Consider the following 16,332-nt stretch of genomic DNA (forward strand, 5'->3'; position numbering starts at 1 on the left):
ACAGAAAGGCAGGAAAATGGACACATATTATATGGGAGAATACGATGTGATCGTCATCGGCGCCGGACACGCAGGCTGCGAGGCAGCGCTGGCATCCGCCAGAATGGGCTGCCGCACCCTGATTTTATCGATGAATCTGGAGGCCGTGGCCATGATGCCGTGCAACCCTTCGGTCGGCGGCACAGGCAAAGGCCACCTGGTCAGGGAAATCGATGCGCTGGGCGGCGAAATGGGCATTAACATCGACAAGACCTGTATGCAGAGCCGGATGCTGAACACATCCAAGGGACCTGCCGTGCACTCACTCCGCGCCCAGGCCGACAAGCATCAGTATCATATGGAGATGAAAAAGACCCTGGAAGAACAGGATAATCTCGATATGAAGCAGCAGGAGGCAGTGGATATCGATGTAAAAGACGGGCAGGTTCAGGGAATCGTTACCCGGACCAATGCCTATTATAAATGTAAGGCTGTCGTGATTGCGACAGGAACCTTCCTGAAAGGAAGAATTTTCATCGGTTCCAGCAATTTTCCAAGCGGACCTAACGGCCTTGCGCCTTCCTGCGATTTGTCCGAAAATCTGAAACGCCTGGGTCTGCCGCTGCGCCGGTTTAAGACGGGAACTCCGGCAAGAGCACTGTCGGAAACCTTCCGCTATGATGAGATGAAGAGGCAGGACGGAGATGAGGAAATCGTTCCGTTTTCCTTTATGAATGATTCTCTGGAAGTGGATCAGGTTCCCTGCTGGCTGACCTACACGAATGAGCGGACCCATAAAATCATCCGCGACAATTTCAGCCGGTCAGCCCTGTTCGGAGGGGAGATTGAAGGAGTCGGGCCGCGCTACTGCCCGTCGATCGAGGATAAGATCAACCGCTTCCCGGACAGAAAGCGGCATCAGCTCTTCGTTGAGCCAGAAGGGCGGCAGACCCATGAGATGTACATTCAGGGAATGTCCACCAGTCTTCCTGAGGATGTGCAGGAGAAGTTCTATCATACGATTGAGGGTCTGGAGGACATTACGATCACCCGCCCGGCCTACGCGATTGAATATGACTGCATCGATCCGCTGGAACTGAAGCTGAATCTGGAATACCGGAAGATCCGGGGTATGTTCTGCGCCGGACAGTTCAATGGAAGTTCCGGGTATGAAGAGGCGGCTGCGCAGGGTCTGATGGCCGGAATCAACGCAGCGCTGGAAGTTTCTGGAAAAGATCCCTTCGTTTTAGACAGAAGCGAGGCTTATATTGGCGTTCTGATCGACGATCTCGTGACCAAAGGTACTAATGAGCCTTACAGAATTATGACCAGCAGAGCGGAATATAGGCTGGTTCTGAGGCAGGACAACGCAGACGAGCGCCTGACGGAGAAGGGATATGCCATCGGACTGGTGTCCGAGGAGCGTTATCAGAAGTTCCTCCGGTCAAAAGAAATGGCAAGGAAAGAATTGGAGCGGCTGAAAGAAACCACGGTCGGACCGCATGACGCGGACGAGTTTCTGATTTCTATCGGAAGTTCTCCGCTGAATAACAGGGTATCTCTCTATGATCTTCTGAAGAGGCCGGAAGTGCATTATAAAGAAATGGCGGCCATCGATCCGGAGCGTCCGAAGCTCACGCAGCACGTCATCGATGTGATTGAAGTCAACATTAAGTATGAGGGATACATCCGCATGCAGGAGCGGAAGATCCAGAAGTTCAAGAAGCTGGAATCCAGAAAGCTTCCGGAGGATCTGGATTATGAAAAGATCGACAATCTGAGAATCGAAGCCCGGCAGAAACTCAGCCGGCTCCGTCCGATATCGGTAGGGCAGGCGTCACGTATTTCCGGTGTGTCGCCGGCGGACATCAATGTGCTGCTGATCTGGCTGGAAAAGAAAAGGAGAATGAAATAATGAAAGAACTGATACAGAAGATGTTTACGGAAGCAGGGTATGCCGTCAGTGATGATGTGGCAGAAAAGCTTTCTGTTTACATGGACGGCATACTGGAATACAACCAGCATGTCAATCTGACCTCCATTACGGATCCGGAAGAATTCATCACCAAGCATTATCTGGACTCCGCTTCGATTTCTTCTCTTCCTGAATTTCAGAATGCCGGATCGATTATCGATGTCGGAACAGGAGGCGGCTTTCCGGGTGTTCCTCTGGCGGTTCTGTTCCCGGAAAAGAAATTCACGGTTGAAGATTCCCTGCAGAAAAGGATCCGGGTTATTCAGGATCTATTATCCCGGGCGGGCATTACGAATGTCGAGGCTGTACATGCCAGGGCAGAGGACCTGGGAAAAGATCCCCTGCACAGAGAGCAGTATGATCTCTGCATTTCGCGGGCGGTTTCCAGAATGTCCGTGCTTGCCGAATACTGTCTGCCATTCGTGAAGGAAGGCGGATACTTTATTTCCTATAAGGGATCAGACCTGGAAAGGGAACTTCACGATGGGAAAAAAGCAGTTCAGGTTCTGGGCGGACAAATCGACCATGTGCAGCCTGCAGGAGTTGAAGGAATGCAGCATCAGTTCGTTGTTGTGAAAAAGGTGAAACATACACCGAAAAAGTATCCGAGAAAGGCTGGAACCCCTGGAAAAACGCCAATCCGCTGATCCGTTTCACGTGAAACAATTATGGTATATCAGAAAAGAAACTGGCATTCAATACATGAATCATATATAATGTTAGGTGACTAAAGTAAAAGTGTCAGGAGGCAGAAATTTTGGGTAAAGCGATAGCAATTTTTAACCAGAAGGGCGGAGTCGGAAAGACAACGACAAACATCAATCTCGGCGCCAGTCTGGCACAGTTCGGAAAGAAAGTTCTCATGCTGGATATCGATCCGCAGGGAAATACAACCAGCGGAGTAGGCGTGTCAAAGAAAGATCTCACCGACACGGTCTATGATCTTCTGATTGATAAAGACTACGATCCCCATCGGGCGATTCTTCACACAGGAGTAGAGGGACTGGACCTCATTCCGGCCAATGTGGATCTGGCTGGCGCAGAAGTAGAACTGGTTGCCATGGACGGACGGGAAAAGAGACTGCGCAACGCGATTGGAAAAATCAGCGATGAGTATGATTACATCTTTGTAGACTGTCCGCCGTCGCTCGGCCTGCTGACGATCAATTCTCTGAGTGCGGTACAGAGCGTGCTTATTCCGATCCAGTGTGAATTCTATGCACTGGAAGGTGTCAGCCAGCTGGTGAGCACAATTGAACTGGTAAAAAACAACCTGAATCCGAATCTGGAAATTGAAGGTGTAGTTCTCAGTATGTTCGACGGAAGGACGAACCTGTCCATTCAGGTCGTACAGGAAGTAAAGAAGTATTTCGGCGCCAAAGTGTATTCCACGGTTATTCCCAGAAATATCCGTCTGGCGGAGGCACCGGGCTTCGGCATGGCGATTACGGAATATGATCCGAAGTCAAAGGGCGCGATTGCATACAGAGAATTTGCAGAAGAATTTCTGGAACGGGAGGGTAAATAATGGCCTCTAAGCCAAAGAACAGAGGACTCGGCAAAGGCCTCGGCGCACTGTTTGCGGAACAGGCATCGATCGTAGATGAGACGGAGCATACTGTAGAAGATATTCAAAAGGATAAGAAGAATCCGGAGAATACAGTCATCTATATAGAAATCGGAAACATCAAGCCGAACCGCCATCAGCCGAGAAAGTATTTTCATGAAGATAAGATTGAAGAGCTGGCGCAGTCTATTCTGGAACATGGAATCATTCAGCCGCTGGTCGTCAGACCCGCTGAAGAAGGAACCTATGAGATTGTAGCCGGCGAGAGAAGATGGAGAGCTGCGAGAAGGGCAGGGCTGCAGAAGGTTCCCTGCCTGATCAGAGAGTTCACAGATGAAGAAAACATGCTGGTGGCGATTATTGAAAATCTGCAGCGTGAAGATCTGAATCCGATTGAAGAAGCGCACGGCCTTCAGCAGATGATGGAAACTTACGGGATGACCCAGGAAGAAGTTTCTAAAAGCATCAGCAAGAGCCGGCCCTACATCAGCAATGCGCTCCGCCTTCTGAAACTGCCGGAAGAAATTCAGGAGCTTGTGGCTTCGGGAAAGATTTCCATGGGACATGCGAGAGCACTGATCAATATTAAAAGCAAGTCCCTTCAGCTGGAGCTGTGCCGCAGAATTCTGGATGAAGGACTTTCCGTCCGGGACATTGAAAAACTTGCGGCAAAGAAAAACAAGAAAAAGGATCCGAAAAAACGCGTAAAAAGCGCGGACACCCTCGCCATGGAAGACAGACTGAAGAATCAGTTCGGCACAAAGGTTTCCATCGACCAGAGAGGGAAAAAAGGTGTGATCAAACTGGAATATTACAGCAGCGATGAACTGAACCGTCTGCTGGATATGCTGCTTTCAGAGTGATAGAGAGAATGTTTCATGTGAAACACTGAGTATATGCCCCAAATTTTCAGGGGCATTTGTCATATACTGAAGCTGGAAGTTAGAGGAAAAGATGGCAGAACTGAATTACAAAGAAATACTGACGAAAAAGGTTCCGCTGCCGATGTGCATCGTGAATGAGAACGGAAAAATCATAGATTCCAACTCCTATATGGATGAAGTGTTCGTATATGATGAAATCAAGGATTATGATTTTTTTGCGCTCACGGGAATCAAGATGGAGGAACTGGAAGCGTCTGCAGAAAGCCGTGTATTTAAAAAAATAGAACGGAACAATAAGATCTTCAGCCTGGTGACAAGCAGGGCAGACAGTGAGTCTGAAGATGACGAGGATGATGAAAGTTCCGGAGCCATTGTTGTATTCTTCAATGACATCACAGCATATGAGATGCTGAAGAAAGATTATAGTAATGAACGCGTCTGTGTGGCCAGGGTCAATATCGACAATTACGATGAGATGAAAGCCAACACGTCACCAGACATGCGGATGACGATTTCCTCTGAAGCGGATAAGATCATCCGCAAATGGGCGGGAAAAATCGGCGGCTCAATTGTGAACATGAGCCGGAGCGAGTATATCATTTACTTTGAATACCGTCATGTGGATGAAATGGTCCGGAATAAATTTTCCATTCTGGATGAGGTCAGAAACATTGAGACGCAGGCTGATTTTCCGATGAGCCTGAGCATCGGCGTCGGTATCGGAGGCGAGAGCATCACCGATACGAGAGATTACGCGGACGGGGCTCTGGATCTGGCGCTTGGCCGCGGCGGCGATCAGGCTGTTGTACGCAGAGTAAACAAGATCGAGTACTACGGCGGAAAACTGCAGACGGTAGAGAAAGGAAATAAAGGAAAGTCCAGAGTGGTTGCCCATGCGCTGAGCCGTCTGATCGATCAGGCGGACCGCGTGATGATCATGGGACACCGGAACCCGGATATGGATGCATTCGGAGCTGCGCTCGGAATGTTCCGCGTCTGCATGCTGAATGGAAAAAATTCTTCTATTGTAATTGAAGAAGTCAATGATTCCCTGCAGACGATTTTCAAGCAGGCAAAGGAGAAGGGAACCTACACCTTCCTGACGCACGACCGGGCGAAAGAACTGATTGACGAGAATACGCTTCTGATCGTCCTGGACACACACCGGCCGAGTTTTGTCGAATGCAGGGATCTGCTGGAGTGTACAGATCGTATCGTGGTCATCGATCACCACAGAAGAGCGGTTGATGCCATTGCGAATCCGGTCTTGTCCTATATTGAATCCTATGCTTCGTCTACAGCTGAGCTGGTTACGGAGATCCTGGAATATACAGGTAATAAGAGAGATCTGGATAAGCTGGAGGCGGAAGCACTGCTGGCGGGAATGACCGTGGATACCAACCGTTTTGCGGTGAAGACTGGTGTCAGAACCTTTGAAGCGGCGGCCTGGCTCAGAAGAGCCGGCGCGGATACGACAGAAGTCAAGCGTCTGTTCCAGACAGATCTGGATGATTTTAAAACAAGATCGCGAGGTCTTTCCTCTGCGCATATCGGAGAGGACGGCATTGCAACATCCATATGTCCGGGCTATAATCAGGAAGCACAGATCATCAACTCGCAGGTTGCGGATGAGCTCCTGAACGTCAGAGGCGTAAAAGCAAGTTTTGTTGCGGGCCGGGATGAAACCGGACAGACGGTGGTCAGTGCCAGATCGCTGGGTGATATTAATGTCCAGCTGATCATGGAAAAACTGGGCGGCGGCGGACATTTAACTACGGCCGGCGCACAGGTGGAGATGAGTCCGGAAGAAGTGCTGACGATGGTCAGAAATATTCTGGACGGTGATAAAGATAATGAAGAGAAGGGCAGGTAGACATGCAGGTAATATTAAAGAAGGATGTAAAAGGAACAGGTAAAGCAGGCAGTGTAGTAAAGGTAAGCGACGGATATGCGCGCAACATGCTGATCCCGAAGGGAATGGCTGTAGAAGCAACAAAAGCGAATATCCGCAGCCTTGAGAAAGAGAAGGCACAGCAGGCTGAAGAAGAAGCGGAAAAGAGAGCAGAGGCAAAGAAGCAGGCGGAAGTCATCAACGGAAAGTCTGTTGAAATCAAGACCAAGGCCGGAGAAGGCGGAAGACTGTTCGGATCCATTACATCCAAGGATATCGCAGAAGCTGTGAAATCCCAGCTGGGAATTGATACAGACAAGAAGAAAATCCAGCTTGACAGTCCGATCAAGAGCATGGGAACCTTCCATGTAACAGTCAAGCTGTATTATGAGATTCACGCAGAGCTGACAGTCAACGTAACGGAGGCGTAGTTAAGCAGTATGAATGGAAAAATTCCTCCACATAATGAAGACGCGGAGCGTTCTGTTCTGGGAGCAGGTCTTCTCAGCAGGGACGCCCTGGCGGATACACTGGAACTGATTCAGGAAGAAGATTTCTATAATAAAGCTAACGCTGCAGTCTTTCATGTCATGAAAGATATGTATATCTCCGGCAAGCCGATTGATATCGTCACAGTCTGTGAAGAACTGAAGAGAAGAAATGAACTGGATGCCGTCGGGGGAAGAAGCTATGTGGCAGAACTCTCCGGCGGAGTCCCGTCAACCAGCAACGCATCGGAGTATGCGAAGATTGTTGCAGAGATGGCATCCATGCGGGCGCTGATCAAGAGTTCCGAGGAAATCCGTGAAAAATGCTACCAGAGTCAGGATGATGCGGAAGATATTCTGGATTATGCGGAAAAGAGTATTTTCTCCATCGCGCAGTCCCGGCAGCGGAGTGATTATTCGCCGCTGAGTGAGGTGCTGATCAGCAACATCGATATGATCAATGAAGCCGTCCGCAATCAGGGACAGGTTGTCGGACTCACCACCGGTTTTCAGCAGCTGGATTCCATTACTGCCGGACTTCATCCTTCCGACCTGGTCATCGTTGCCGCCAGACCGGCAATGGGAAAGACGGCATTTGCTCTGAATATCGCACAGAACGCGGCAGTCAAAGGAAATGCCAAAGTAATGATTTTCAGCCTGGAGATGTCTAAGGAGCAGCTGGGACAGAGACTGCTCGCCATGGAAGCCCGGGTCGATATGGAGAATATCAAGAAGGGGAATCTGAACCGCGAGGACTGGGATCGGATTCTGCAGGCTGCCGATGTGCTGGCAGGGGCGTCTATTTTTATTGACGATACGCCGGATGTCGGTGTATTTGAGATTAAGAATAAATGCCGGAGAATGAAGGCCGAGAAAGGGCTGGACCTGATCGTCATCGATTATCTTCAGCTCATGCATGGAGAGGGGAAAGCGGACAGCAGACAGCAGGAAATCAGCAATCTGTCCCGTTATCTGAAACTGCTGGCCAGAGAAATGGACTGTCCGGTCATCGTACTTTCACAGCTTTCCCGTGCGCCGGAGCAGAGACCGAATCACCGGCCGATCCTTTCTGATTTGAGAGAGTCAGGATCCATCGAGCAGGATGCCGATATCGTCATCTTTTTATACCGAGATGACTATTATAACGAAGATTCTGATAAGCCTGGTGTATGTGAAGTCAATCTTGCAAAACACAGAAGCGGACCGACGGGAACGATCGAACTTACCTGGGTAGCCAGATATACCAAGTTCGCAGACAAGGCGTAAAGAATATGATCCGCAGATGAAGAGACCACATATATATGTGGGTCTCTGTTTCTTCCTGAAGCCCGGATATCCGGTATTTCAGGAAAATATGCTGAAATCACAAAATCAACATATACTTTGCAAACATAGGGATGTAACATAGGATAAAATAGATTGGATAACCCTGAGGACGGCAGAGATGAATTTTTACAGACAAAAAATCAGCGATTTCTTTCTGCGGGATACAAATATCGAAAACATCTTTATCAATGAATATCTTCCGGCAGCACCGGGGGACTATGTGAAGGTGTTCATTTACGGATATATGTACGCGCAGTACGGAATGGAAATCAGTGAACACATGATTGCCGAGCAGCTGGGTCTCAGCGAGAAACTGGTTGCGCAGGCATGGAATTACTGGGAAGATCTGGGCCTGATCCGGAAAAGCTTTGTCAATGGTGACAAGGATGTCAACTTGTGCATTGAATTTGTCAACCTGAAGGATGAGATGTACGGAACGGGATCATCAGAAACTGATCAGAATGAGGATTCACAGAGCGGTGTGGAAAATCTGCTGGATAATGATTCCCTGCAGAGACTGTTTTCACAGATTGAGAGTGATTTCGGCAGGAGTCTGAGTTCAACGGAGGTCAAGACGATTCTCGAATGGATCACCGAGGATAAGATTACTCCGGAAGTTGTGCTGTTCTGCGTACAGTATTGTCTGCAGAAGAATAAGACCGGAATGAAGTATATTTCGGCTGTCGTTCACGGATGGGCGTCGAAGGGTCTGAACACGGTGGATGCCGTTAAGGATTATCTGCAGGATGTGGATCAGAGATATTATCAGTACCGCAGAATCCTTCAGGCTCTCGGGTTTACCAGAAATGCAACCGAGGCAGAGAAAAATTTAATGGACAGCTGGTTCGATGACATGGGCTATAATATTGATAAAATATTAGAGGCCTGCAGCAAGACAGCCGGTATTTCCAATCCGAACTTCAATTATGTCGATAAGGTTCTGAAGAACTGGAAGACTGAGGCGGACAAGCAGAAGCGCGATGTCAACGCCAGAAAGCCGGTTACACAGGCTGTATTGAATCAGTACTATGAATACCTGAGACGTACAGAAGAAAAAGAAGCGCAGGAGCGTCTTCAGGAAGTCTATGAAAAGATTCCGCGCATTAAAGAAATTGATGAGGAAACACGCCAGCTGAGTTCGGATCTGACCAAAGCGATGCTCCAGGGCCGGGATTCGGAAGAAGCTGGAAAACGCGCACAGATGGACCGTCTTGCGGAAGAACGTGCGGTTCTTCTTACGGATCACAATTACGATATGGGATACACGGATATCCATCACCGCTGCGAGAAATGCGGCGATACCGGAATTACGGATCTGGGAGAGCAGTGCAGCTGTGTGGAAGAACGGATGAAAGAAGCAGAAGTCTGGCAGCATCAGTTAGGGTAGACAATGAGCGCAAAGAATACGAGAAGCAGAAGAAAGAAGAAAAAGGTCAGAATCAATCCGTCCAGAATGGTACTGACCCTGATCATGGTGCTCCTGCTCGGCGCGAGCGGGGTATCGGTTCACACCGTTCTGCAGCTGCAGAGTGAGCAGAACCGGCTGAAGTCAAAGAATACGCAGCTGAAGACAAAGCGTTCGGAGCTCCAGGAGGAGTTAAAGAGTGTGAACAAGGACAGCTATATCGAGCAGCAGGCGAGAACGCAGCTGCATATGATCAAGCCGGGAGAGGTGGTCTATGTATTAAAGGACAATTCTTCCGGAAGCAGCAAGTCCGGAAACAGTTCCTCTTCGAAATAGCCACCCGGCCTGTTCTGGGGAACAGACAGAGTATATCGTCTGCTGCAGACCAGGAGAATATCTGTGCAGAACGCGGCAGAATGAGTCTGGGGACAGCAGAGATAATGTGAGTGAACACAGGAATACAGTATGGATAAGATCAAGATAAATGAAGTGATTGTGGTAGAAGGCCGCGATGATACGGCAGCCGTCCACCGCGCAGTGGATGCAGAAACGATTGAGACACACGGATTCGGACTCAGTGAGGAAATGTGGAAACGTATCGAATCTGCAGATAAAAAGAAGGGAATCATCGTTTTTACTGATCCGGACTCTGCAGGGGAACGAATCCGTAAGAAAGTGACGGAGCGGTTCCCTGACGCAGGGCAGGCTTTCCTTCCGAGATCACAGGCCATGAAGAAGGATAATATCGGTGTGGAAAACGCAAAGCCGGAGGATATCCGGGAAGCGCTTTCCAAGGCACACTGTACCGTGTGCGGTCAGGAAGAGAAGAACACACCGTCCATCAGCTGGGAAGATATGCTGGAAAACGGCCTCTGCGGAGGCGCAGGAAGCCGCGCCAGGAGACAGGCGCTGGGCGATTTTCTCGGGATCGGCTACGGCAACGCGCGTGCCATGCTGAATAAACTGAACGGATTTAATATCAGCAGAGAGGAGTTTTATGGAGCTTTACAATCCATTAACGATCAAACTGTTAAAAAATAAATATGGATTTCAGTTCGCGAAAAGTTTTGGACAGAATTTCCTGATTGATCCGGATGTCATCGACGGAATCGCTGAAGGCGCTGCCCTTGACCAGGATGATTTTGTCCTGGAAATCGGGCCGGGCATCGGCGTGCTGACGTCGGAAATCTGCCGGCGCGCCGGAAAGGCCGCGTCGATCGAGATTGATCCGCACATGGTTGAGGTTCTGCATGACACGCTGGCGGAGTTTTCCAATGTCCATGTGATTCAACAGGACGTCCTGAAGGCGGACCTGAGCCGGATCATCGCGGAGGAACGCGGGAGCTGCAGCCGGGTGAAGGTGCTCGGCAATCTTCCGTATTACATTACAACACCGATTATCATGAAGCTGCTGACGGAACATGTCCCGGCGGAATGCATCGTCATCATGATGCAGAAGGAGGTCGCGGACCGCATCCGGGCCAACCCGGGAAGCCGCACCTACGGCGCATTGTCGGTCACGGTGCAGTACTACTGTGAAGTGTCTGAGGTGATGGAAGTGCCGCGCCAGTGCTTTATGCCGCAGCCGAAGGTGGATTCCGCGGTTCTGCGTCTGGATGTCCGCAGTAAACCGGCCGTTGACGTGAAGGACGAGGCGGTGTTCTTCCGCTGCGTCAAAGCGGGATTCAGCCAGAGGAGAAAAACGCTGCTGAATTCCCTGATGACGATGGGCGAGAGTAAGGACCGTGTCCGCAGCGCTCTGGAAGCTGCGGAGATCGACCCGAGAAGACGGGCAGAAACTCTGAGTCTGGAGGAATTCGGCCGCCTGTCGGATATGTTCGTGGAATAATAAAAGGGAAATGGGAGAGGGACCGGATCTTATTTCCGGAACCAGAGAGTGGAGTGAAAGCTGATGAATAAACTGAAGCAATTCTATCATAATCCAAAGGTCCGTAATCCATTCGTATGGGATCTGATTCTGGCTTTTGTATTTAATCTGATCATTGAAACACTGGCCAGACATACCATGCCGGGATATGGCGGACTCTATTTTATGGTGACCAGACCGCTTGCCTTTTTCGACAATGTTCTGATCATCTATGCAACGCTTGTTGTGTCAGCGCTGTTCCGGAGGAGTACGTTTGTATTAACGCTGATTTCTTCCGTGTGGATGGCCATCGGCGTGACGAACGGAATCATTCTGTCACAGCGTATGACGCCGTTTACGGTGAAGGATTTCAGTTCCATGGCCGACGGCGCGACGATCATGACCAACTATTTTTCCAAGATCCAGCTCTTCCTGATGTTCGGTGCGGTGGCGCTGCTGCTGGTTGTGTTTATCCTGCTGTTCATCAAGGGACCGAAGCGAACAGGAAATATACACTTTAAGAAGAGCCTGATCACTGTGGTTCTGATTATCCTGGCCGCATTTGGAGCGACTACTGGACTGATCAAGACAGGAAACCTGGCAACATTCTTCGGAAATCTGGCCTATGCCTATGAAGACTACGGAGTTCCATACTGCTTCATCAACACCTGGATGAATACAGGAATTCACAGACCGGCCAATTACAGCAAGAAAGCGGTGCAGAGTGTCCTCCCGAAAAAGGATCTGAATAAGAATGGCACGGTGAAATTCGAGAAGGATAATTCGGCAAATACAAAAAACAAGCCAAACATCCTCTTCTTGCAGCTGGAGTCCTTTGTCGATCCGACACTGTTTACCAACATCAAGTATTCGCAGGATCCGATTCCATACTACCGCAGTCTGATGAAGAACTATTCATCCGGAAATCTGACCGTTCCAGCCTGCGGAGCAGGTACAGCAAACACCGAGTTTGAAGTCATGACCGGACTCAGCATCAAGTTCTTCGGACCTGGAGAATATCCGTTCAAGTCCGTTCTGAAGGATGAGACGGCAGAGAGTATCGCCTGGGATCTGCGTGACATCGGATATTCCTCACACGCCATCCACGACCACAGAGCGATGTTCTACAACAGAAATACCGTCTTCAACAACATCGGCTATAACACATTCACTTCGGTGGAGTACATGCCGAACGTCGAGAAGACACCGAAGGGCTGGGAGAAGGATAAGATCCTGACCTCCCAGATTATGGGTGCGCTGAAATCCACCAAGAACAGAGACTATATCTACACCATTTCTGTTCAGGGACATGGAAAATATCCGTCCGAAAAGGTGCTGACAAATCCGAAGATCAAGGTCACGAAGGCACCGAATGAGGAATTGAAAAATAAATACGAGTACTACGTCAACCAGGTCTATGAAATGGATCAGTTCGTCAAACAGCTGACGAATACGCTTTCCAAATATAAGGAGCCGACCATCCTGGTTATGTACGGAGACCATATTCCGGCACTGGAGGTCACTTCCGACAATTACGCACTGCCGAGCCTGTATCAGACCCAGTACGTCGTCTGGAGCAACTATAAGATGAAGAGAGTCCATAAGAACATGCATGCATACCAGCTTGCGGCATATATCTTCAACCGCCTCGGCATCCACAACGGAACAACCATCGAGTACCATCAGCAGGTCAACCACCACAGCAAGAACTATCTGAAGAACCTCAAACTGCTCGGATATGATATGCTGTACGGAAAGCGCTATATCTACGGCGGAAAGAAATTCCCGAAGGGCGGCATGAAGATGGGCGTAAAGACCATCAAGGTCAATAAGGTTGTGGAAGTTTCCGGCAAGTACTATATCCAGGGAGAGAACTTCACCGAGCAGAGTAAGATCACGCTGCACGGAAAGACTCTGAGCACCAAGTACCTGACGCCTCAGCTGCTGGTTCTGAAGAAGAAAGTCGACCCGAGCGAGGCGAAGTACATGAAGGTCAGCCAGGTTGACAAGTCGGATAACACCATCATCAGTACGACAGAGTAGGAGTAAAGCATGCGGAGAATCATTAAAACATTCATCAAATGGATTTTCCTGCTCTTCATGCTGATCGTCATCATCATTGCAGGGATAAACGCCTGGATGTGCAGCCAGGAATCCCCGAACAAGACCATGACGGTGACGAGTAACAGCCAGACACTGACCGCTGCACAGAAAGCGAAGTTCAAGAAGCTGAATCCCCAGTGTATCATCGTGCTGGGGGCCGGCATCAAGAACAGTATCGAGCCCTCAGATATGCTGAAGGACCGTCTGGATACTGCAGTCATGCTGTATAAGGCAGGCGTCGCGCCGAAGATCCTTCTGACGGGGGACAACGGGACCGTCCAGCATAATGAAATCCACGTCATGCTGATGTACATGCGCAGAGAGGGGATTCCGGACAGCAAGATCTTCTGCGATCACGCGGGATTCTGCACCTACGATTCCATGTACCGCGCACAGTCCATTTTCGAGGTAAAGCGCGCAGTTGTCGTGACACAGTCCTATCATCTGTACCGTTCCCTTTACATCGCCGACAAGCTCGGCATCAGGGTTCAGGGGGCAGCCTCCGATCAGGGCTCATACAGCGGGCAGACCTACCGCAATTTCCGCGAAGTCCTGGCGCGGGTGAAAGACATGATCAATGTCGCCAGACACGCCAGCCCAACCGTGGGCGGCAGCAAGATTCCGATCACCGGAAGCGGCGTCAGCAGCCACGGAGAGTAGGGACAAAAAACAAACAGACAAGGAAGTACGGACATTTTGATGAGTCCGTAACTTTGACGGGGCAAATAAAAGGGGCTGTTGCAAAGCGCAACAGCCCCTTTGTCATTCCTTTTATTCAATGGTACTGTATGTTTATGGATTTTGAACATCAGACCAGACTTTGAATGACCTTTTTTATGTGATCGAGATTATTAGTATCGAGAAGTGCTATGTCCCCTGTATTCTTTATATATACAATTGCAGGTACACGTCAACATCAGAACGATGGGAGCCTATTCCAGTACCTCCGGATTCGGCAGCGCCTGCCGGATGGTCTCTTCAATCTGGTTTTCCGCCTCATTCTGGGCATGGCGGTCGAGACCTGCAGTTTCCACATATGGGTGGATCTGCACGTGCAGTTCTGCCGGGTGATAGACGCCTGTTTCCTCATAGATGTGATAGGCGCCTTCCAGGGTAACCGGTACGATCGGAACTTTCGCTTTAAAGGCCATTTTAAAGCTTCCGCGCTTGAAATGGCGCATCCGCGTCTTGCGGCTTCTGGTGCCTTCCGGGAAGATGACCAGGTTATACCCGTCTTTCAGTCTTTTCGCGCCTTCCTGCAGGCTTTTCATCGCTTCACGAGCATTTCCGCGCTTCAGGAAGAGACTTCCGATATTGCTGATCCAGCGTCCCAGCATCGGCACCTTTTCCAGCGAATCCTTCGCGATAAATCCGATCTGTCTTTCATTCATGGCCACCAGAAGCGCAAGAATATCTCCATATCCCTGATGGTTGGCGATGATCAGGAAGCCGTCCTGTTCCGGCAGATTTTCCTGCCCGGTGACAGTGACGGTAAGATGCAGTCTGCGGCACACGTCCTGCGCCCAGAGATAGGCTGCGTGTCCCGTGACCTCCCGGTCTTTTACCGGATCTCCGGTCTCCCTGGCCGCGAGAATGTCCTTTTCATAATGATTAAACGCACGCAGTGAATTGGCGACCCTGATTAATGCAGGGATATTCCGTAATTTGCTCATAATTATATCTCCCATTGTCACCAGTCCGACAAAAATAAATGGCCGGCCCGGATTTCTCTGAATCTTATCTTAGAATCTGTTTTAAGTATAAATAGAAACCGGTACAGAATCAAGAAAAGGGCAGTGGAGGGCCGAAAACATACGGTTTTCTTCGTATGCAAATCCAGGCACTTGTGGTATGATAGTACGAATGTGAAAACAAGGGAGGATAGACATGAATGCAACTGCATATAATCATTCGGAGCAGAAGATATACCGGTACCGGGGACGGATCATCGGCGGCATCTGCTTCATCGCACTGTTCTGCGTAATCGCGTGGCTCGTCATTCACGGATATACGCACGGAATCGATCACAAGGTCCAGTACTTCGCCTACAGCGCCAGAAACGGCTTTTCCGAACGTGTCCTGGTACCGATCACCTATATGGCCCATAAGTACTTTATCATCGCTGTGATCGCCGTTCTGCTGGCAATACCGCGCACCCGGACGGAGTATGGCCTGCCGCTGGCCTTTTCATCATCCCTGGGGCTGATTCCATACAAGATCCTGAAAACCACGATCGCCCGGCCGCGCCCGAACCCGGCCAGATGGCTCGTCATCGAGCACGGATACAGCTTTCCGAGCGGCCATTCCATGAACGGCCTGATCTTCTACGGCATGCTGATTTTCCTGATCAGAAGAAGCAGCCTTTCCCGGTATAAGAAGAATGTGCTGACCGTCGTGTTCGGCCTTCTGATCCCGCTGATCGGCTGGACGCGCCTGTTCTGCGGCGTGCATTACGTCAGCGATGTACTGGGCGGCTGGAGCCTGGGACTTGCCTGGGTGCTGCTTGTCTCCTGTCTCATTGACTTTTGCCGGCAAAAGATGACCAGCAAGAAGAAAAAACAGATTTCATGAAAAATACATGGGTAAAACCAAGCAAGTTACGGTATAATAACAGTAACGTGTCCGGGAACCGTCCCGGAGACGAATAAACCTGACTGAAACGTCTCAATAAGGAGGAAATTATGATTTACGTATGTGACACATGTGGATATGAGTACGATCCTGCAAAGGGTGATCCGGATAACGGAGTAGCTCCGGGAACAAAATTCGAGGATCTTCCGGATGACTGGACATGCCCGGTATGCGGAGTAGGCAAGGACGAGTTCTCCCCGAAGGAGTAGTTTTCAA

16 protein-coding genes are annotated in these 16,332 nt (G+C 49.8%); 15 read left to right on the plus strand and 1 reads right to left on the minus strand.

Annotation, left to right across the window (positions count from 1 at the left end; genetic code table 11):
* The first annotated feature begins 16 nt into the window (after positions 1-16).
* The 13 genes from mnmG to ACI77B_RS03055 all read left to right on the plus strand — a co-directional run bounded on the left by mnmG (position 17) and on the right by ACI77B_RS03055 (position 14,145).
* Positions 17-1,894 (plus strand): tRNA uridine-5-carboxymethylaminomethyl(34) synthesis enzyme MnmG, encoded by a 1,878-nt coding sequence (gene mnmG, locus ACI77B_RS02995; protein ID WP_409337305.1) that lies wholly within the window; start codon positions 17-19, stop codon positions 1,892-1,894.
* Positions 1,894-2,601, plus strand: a complete 708-nt coding sequence (rsmG, locus tag ACI77B_RS03000) for a 16S rRNA (guanine(527)-N(7))-methyltransferase RsmG (protein WP_409337306.1) — start codon at positions 1,894-1,896, stop codon at positions 2,599-2,601. Before mnmG ends, rsmG begins: the two co-directional genes overlap by 1 nt.
* A 110-nt stretch (positions 2,602-2,711) precedes the next feature.
* Positions 2,712-3,482, plus strand: coding sequence for a ParA family protein (locus ACI77B_RS03005; RefSeq protein WP_178264058.1), 771 nt, complete (start codon positions 2,712-2,714; stop codon positions 3,480-3,482).
* Positions 3,482-4,384 carry a ParB/RepB/Spo0J family partition protein gene (locus ACI77B_RS03010; protein ID WP_409337307.1) on the plus strand — a complete coding sequence of 301 codons (903 nt, stop codon included), beginning with the start codon at positions 3,482-3,484 and terminating at the stop codon, positions 4,382-4,384. The genes ACI77B_RS03005 and ACI77B_RS03010 overlap by 1 nt, the downstream gene beginning before the upstream one ends.
* 91 nt (positions 4,385-4,475) lie before the next feature.
* Complete coding sequence (locus tag ACI77B_RS03015) at positions 4,476-6,278, plus strand: DHH family phosphoesterase (protein WP_409337308.1); 1,803 nt, start codon at positions 4,476-4,478, stop codon at positions 6,276-6,278.
* 2 nt (positions 6,279-6,280) lie between these two features.
* Entirely contained in the window at positions 6,281-6,727 is a 447-nt protein-coding gene (gene rplI / locus ACI77B_RS03020; protein ID WP_409337309.1) for a 50S ribosomal protein L9, read from the plus strand.
* A gap of 9 nt (positions 6,728-6,736) precedes the next feature.
* A complete protein-coding gene (gene dnaB / locus ACI77B_RS03025) occupies positions 6,737-8,050 on the plus strand; it encodes a replicative DNA helicase (RefSeq protein ID WP_409337310.1) in 1,314 nt (437 codons plus the stop codon).
* A gap of 178 nt (positions 8,051-8,228) precedes the next feature.
* Positions 8,229-9,497, plus strand: a complete 1,269-nt coding sequence (locus ACI77B_RS03030) for a DnaD domain protein (protein WP_409337311.1) — start codon at positions 8,229-8,231, stop codon at positions 9,495-9,497.
* Positions 9,498-9,500: 3 nt separating this feature from the next.
* Positions 9,501-9,851 (plus strand): FtsB family cell division protein, encoded by a 351-nt coding sequence (locus tag ACI77B_RS03035; protein WP_409337312.1) that lies wholly within the window; start codon positions 9,501-9,503, stop codon positions 9,849-9,851.
* 129 nt (positions 9,852-9,980) lie between these two features.
* A complete protein-coding gene (rnmV, locus tag ACI77B_RS03040; RefSeq protein ID WP_409337313.1) occupies positions 9,981-10,556 on the plus strand; it encodes a ribonuclease M5 in 576 nt (191 codons plus the stop codon).
* Positions 10,513-11,364 (plus strand): 16S rRNA (adenine(1518)-N(6)/adenine(1519)-N(6))-dimethyltransferase RsmA, encoded by an 852-nt coding sequence (rsmA, locus tag ACI77B_RS03045; protein WP_409337314.1) that lies wholly within the window; start codon positions 10,513-10,515, stop codon positions 11,362-11,364. The genes rnmV and rsmA overlap by 44 nt, the downstream gene beginning before the upstream one ends.
* Positions 11,365-11,427: 63 nt before the next feature.
* Positions 11,428-13,425, plus strand: a complete 1,998-nt coding sequence (locus ACI77B_RS03050) for an LTA synthase family protein (protein ID WP_409337315.1) — start codon at positions 11,428-11,430, stop codon at positions 13,423-13,425.
* Positions 13,426-13,434: 9 nt separating this feature from the next.
* The gene (locus ACI77B_RS03055; protein WP_409337316.1) at positions 13,435-14,145 is read left to right on the plus strand and encodes a SanA/YdcF family protein; all 711 of its coding nucleotides are present in this window, start codon (positions 13,435-13,437) and stop codon (positions 14,143-14,145) included.
* 272 nt (positions 14,146-14,417) lie between these two features.
* Here ACI77B_RS03055 and ACI77B_RS03060 read toward each other — a convergent pair whose 3' ends face one another.
* Complete coding sequence (locus ACI77B_RS03060) at positions 14,418-15,158, minus strand: lysophospholipid acyltransferase family protein (protein WP_409337317.1); 741 nt, start codon at positions 15,156-15,158, stop codon at positions 14,418-14,420.
* Positions 15,159-15,372: 214 nt separating this feature from the next.
* Here ACI77B_RS03060 and ACI77B_RS03065 point away from each other — a divergent pair, with 214 nt between their 5' ends.
* A complete protein-coding gene (locus tag ACI77B_RS03065) occupies positions 15,373-16,056 on the plus strand; it encodes a phosphatase PAP2 family protein (RefSeq protein WP_409337318.1) in 684 nt (227 codons plus the stop codon).
* Positions 16,057-16,166: 110 nt separating this feature from the next.
* Complete coding sequence (gene rd, locus ACI77B_RS03070) at positions 16,167-16,325, plus strand: rubredoxin (RefSeq protein WP_409337319.1); 159 nt, start codon at positions 16,167-16,169, stop codon at positions 16,323-16,325.
* The last annotated feature ends 7 nt before the right edge of the window (positions 16,326-16,332 follow it).

It is taken from the genome of Eubacterium sp. F2 (assembly GCF_046244355.1).
Classification (GTDB): domain Bacteria; phylum Bacillota; class Clostridia; order Peptostreptococcales; family Anaerovoracaceae; genus Aminicella.

Excerpts from the sequence above, each read along its gene's own strand:
- rplI (WP_409337309.1), top strand. The coding sequence starts at position 6,281 with ATGCAGGTAATATTAAAGAAGGATGTAAAAGGAACAGGTAAAGCAGGC.
- ACI77B_RS03010 (WP_409337307.1), top strand. The coding sequence starts at position 3,482 with ATGGCCTCTAAGCCAAAGAACAGAGGACTCGGCAAAGGCCTCGGCGCA.
- rsmG (WP_409337306.1), top strand. The coding sequence starts at position 1,894 with ATGAAAGAACTGATACAGAAGATGTTTACGGAAGCAGGGTATGCCGTC.
- dnaB (WP_409337310.1), top strand. The coding sequence starts at position 6,737 with ATGAATGGAAAAATTCCTCCACATAATGAAGACGCGGAGCGTTCTGTT.
- ACI77B_RS03055 (WP_409337316.1), top strand. The coding sequence starts at position 13,435 with ATGCGGAGAATCATTAAAACATTCATCAAATGGATTTTCCTGCTCTTC.
- ACI77B_RS03035 (WP_409337312.1), top strand. The coding sequence starts at position 9,501 with ATGAGCGCAAAGAATACGAGAAGCAGAAGAAAGAAGAAAAAGGTCAGA.
- rsmA (WP_409337314.1), top strand. The coding sequence starts at position 10,513 with ATGGAGCTTTACAATCCATTAACGATCAAACTGTTAAAAAATAAATAT.
- ACI77B_RS03030 (WP_409337311.1), top strand. The coding sequence starts at position 8,229 with ATGAATTTTTACAGACAAAAAATCAGCGATTTCTTTCTGCGGGATACA.
- ACI77B_RS03015 (WP_409337308.1), top strand. The coding sequence starts at position 4,476 with ATGGCAGAACTGAATTACAAAGAAATACTGACGAAAAAGGTTCCGCTG.
- ACI77B_RS03065 (WP_409337318.1), top strand. The coding sequence starts at position 15,373 with ATGAATGCAACTGCATATAATCATTCGGAGCAGAAGATATACCGGTAC.
- ACI77B_RS03060 (WP_409337317.1), bottom strand. The coding sequence starts at position 15,158 with ATGAGCAAATTACGGAATATCCCTGCATTAATCAGGGTCGCCAATTCA.
- ACI77B_RS03050 (WP_409337315.1), top strand. The coding sequence starts at position 11,428 with ATGAATAAACTGAAGCAATTCTATCATAATCCAAAGGTCCGTAATCCA.
- mnmG (WP_409337305.1), top strand. The coding sequence starts at position 17 with ATGGACACATATTATATGGGAGAATACGATGTGATCGTCATCGGCGCC.
- rnmV (WP_409337313.1), top strand. The coding sequence starts at position 9,981 with ATGGATAAGATCAAGATAAATGAAGTGATTGTGGTAGAAGGCCGCGAT.
- rd (WP_409337319.1), top strand. The coding sequence starts at position 16,167 with ATGATTTACGTATGTGACACATGTGGATATGAGTACGATCCTGCAAAG.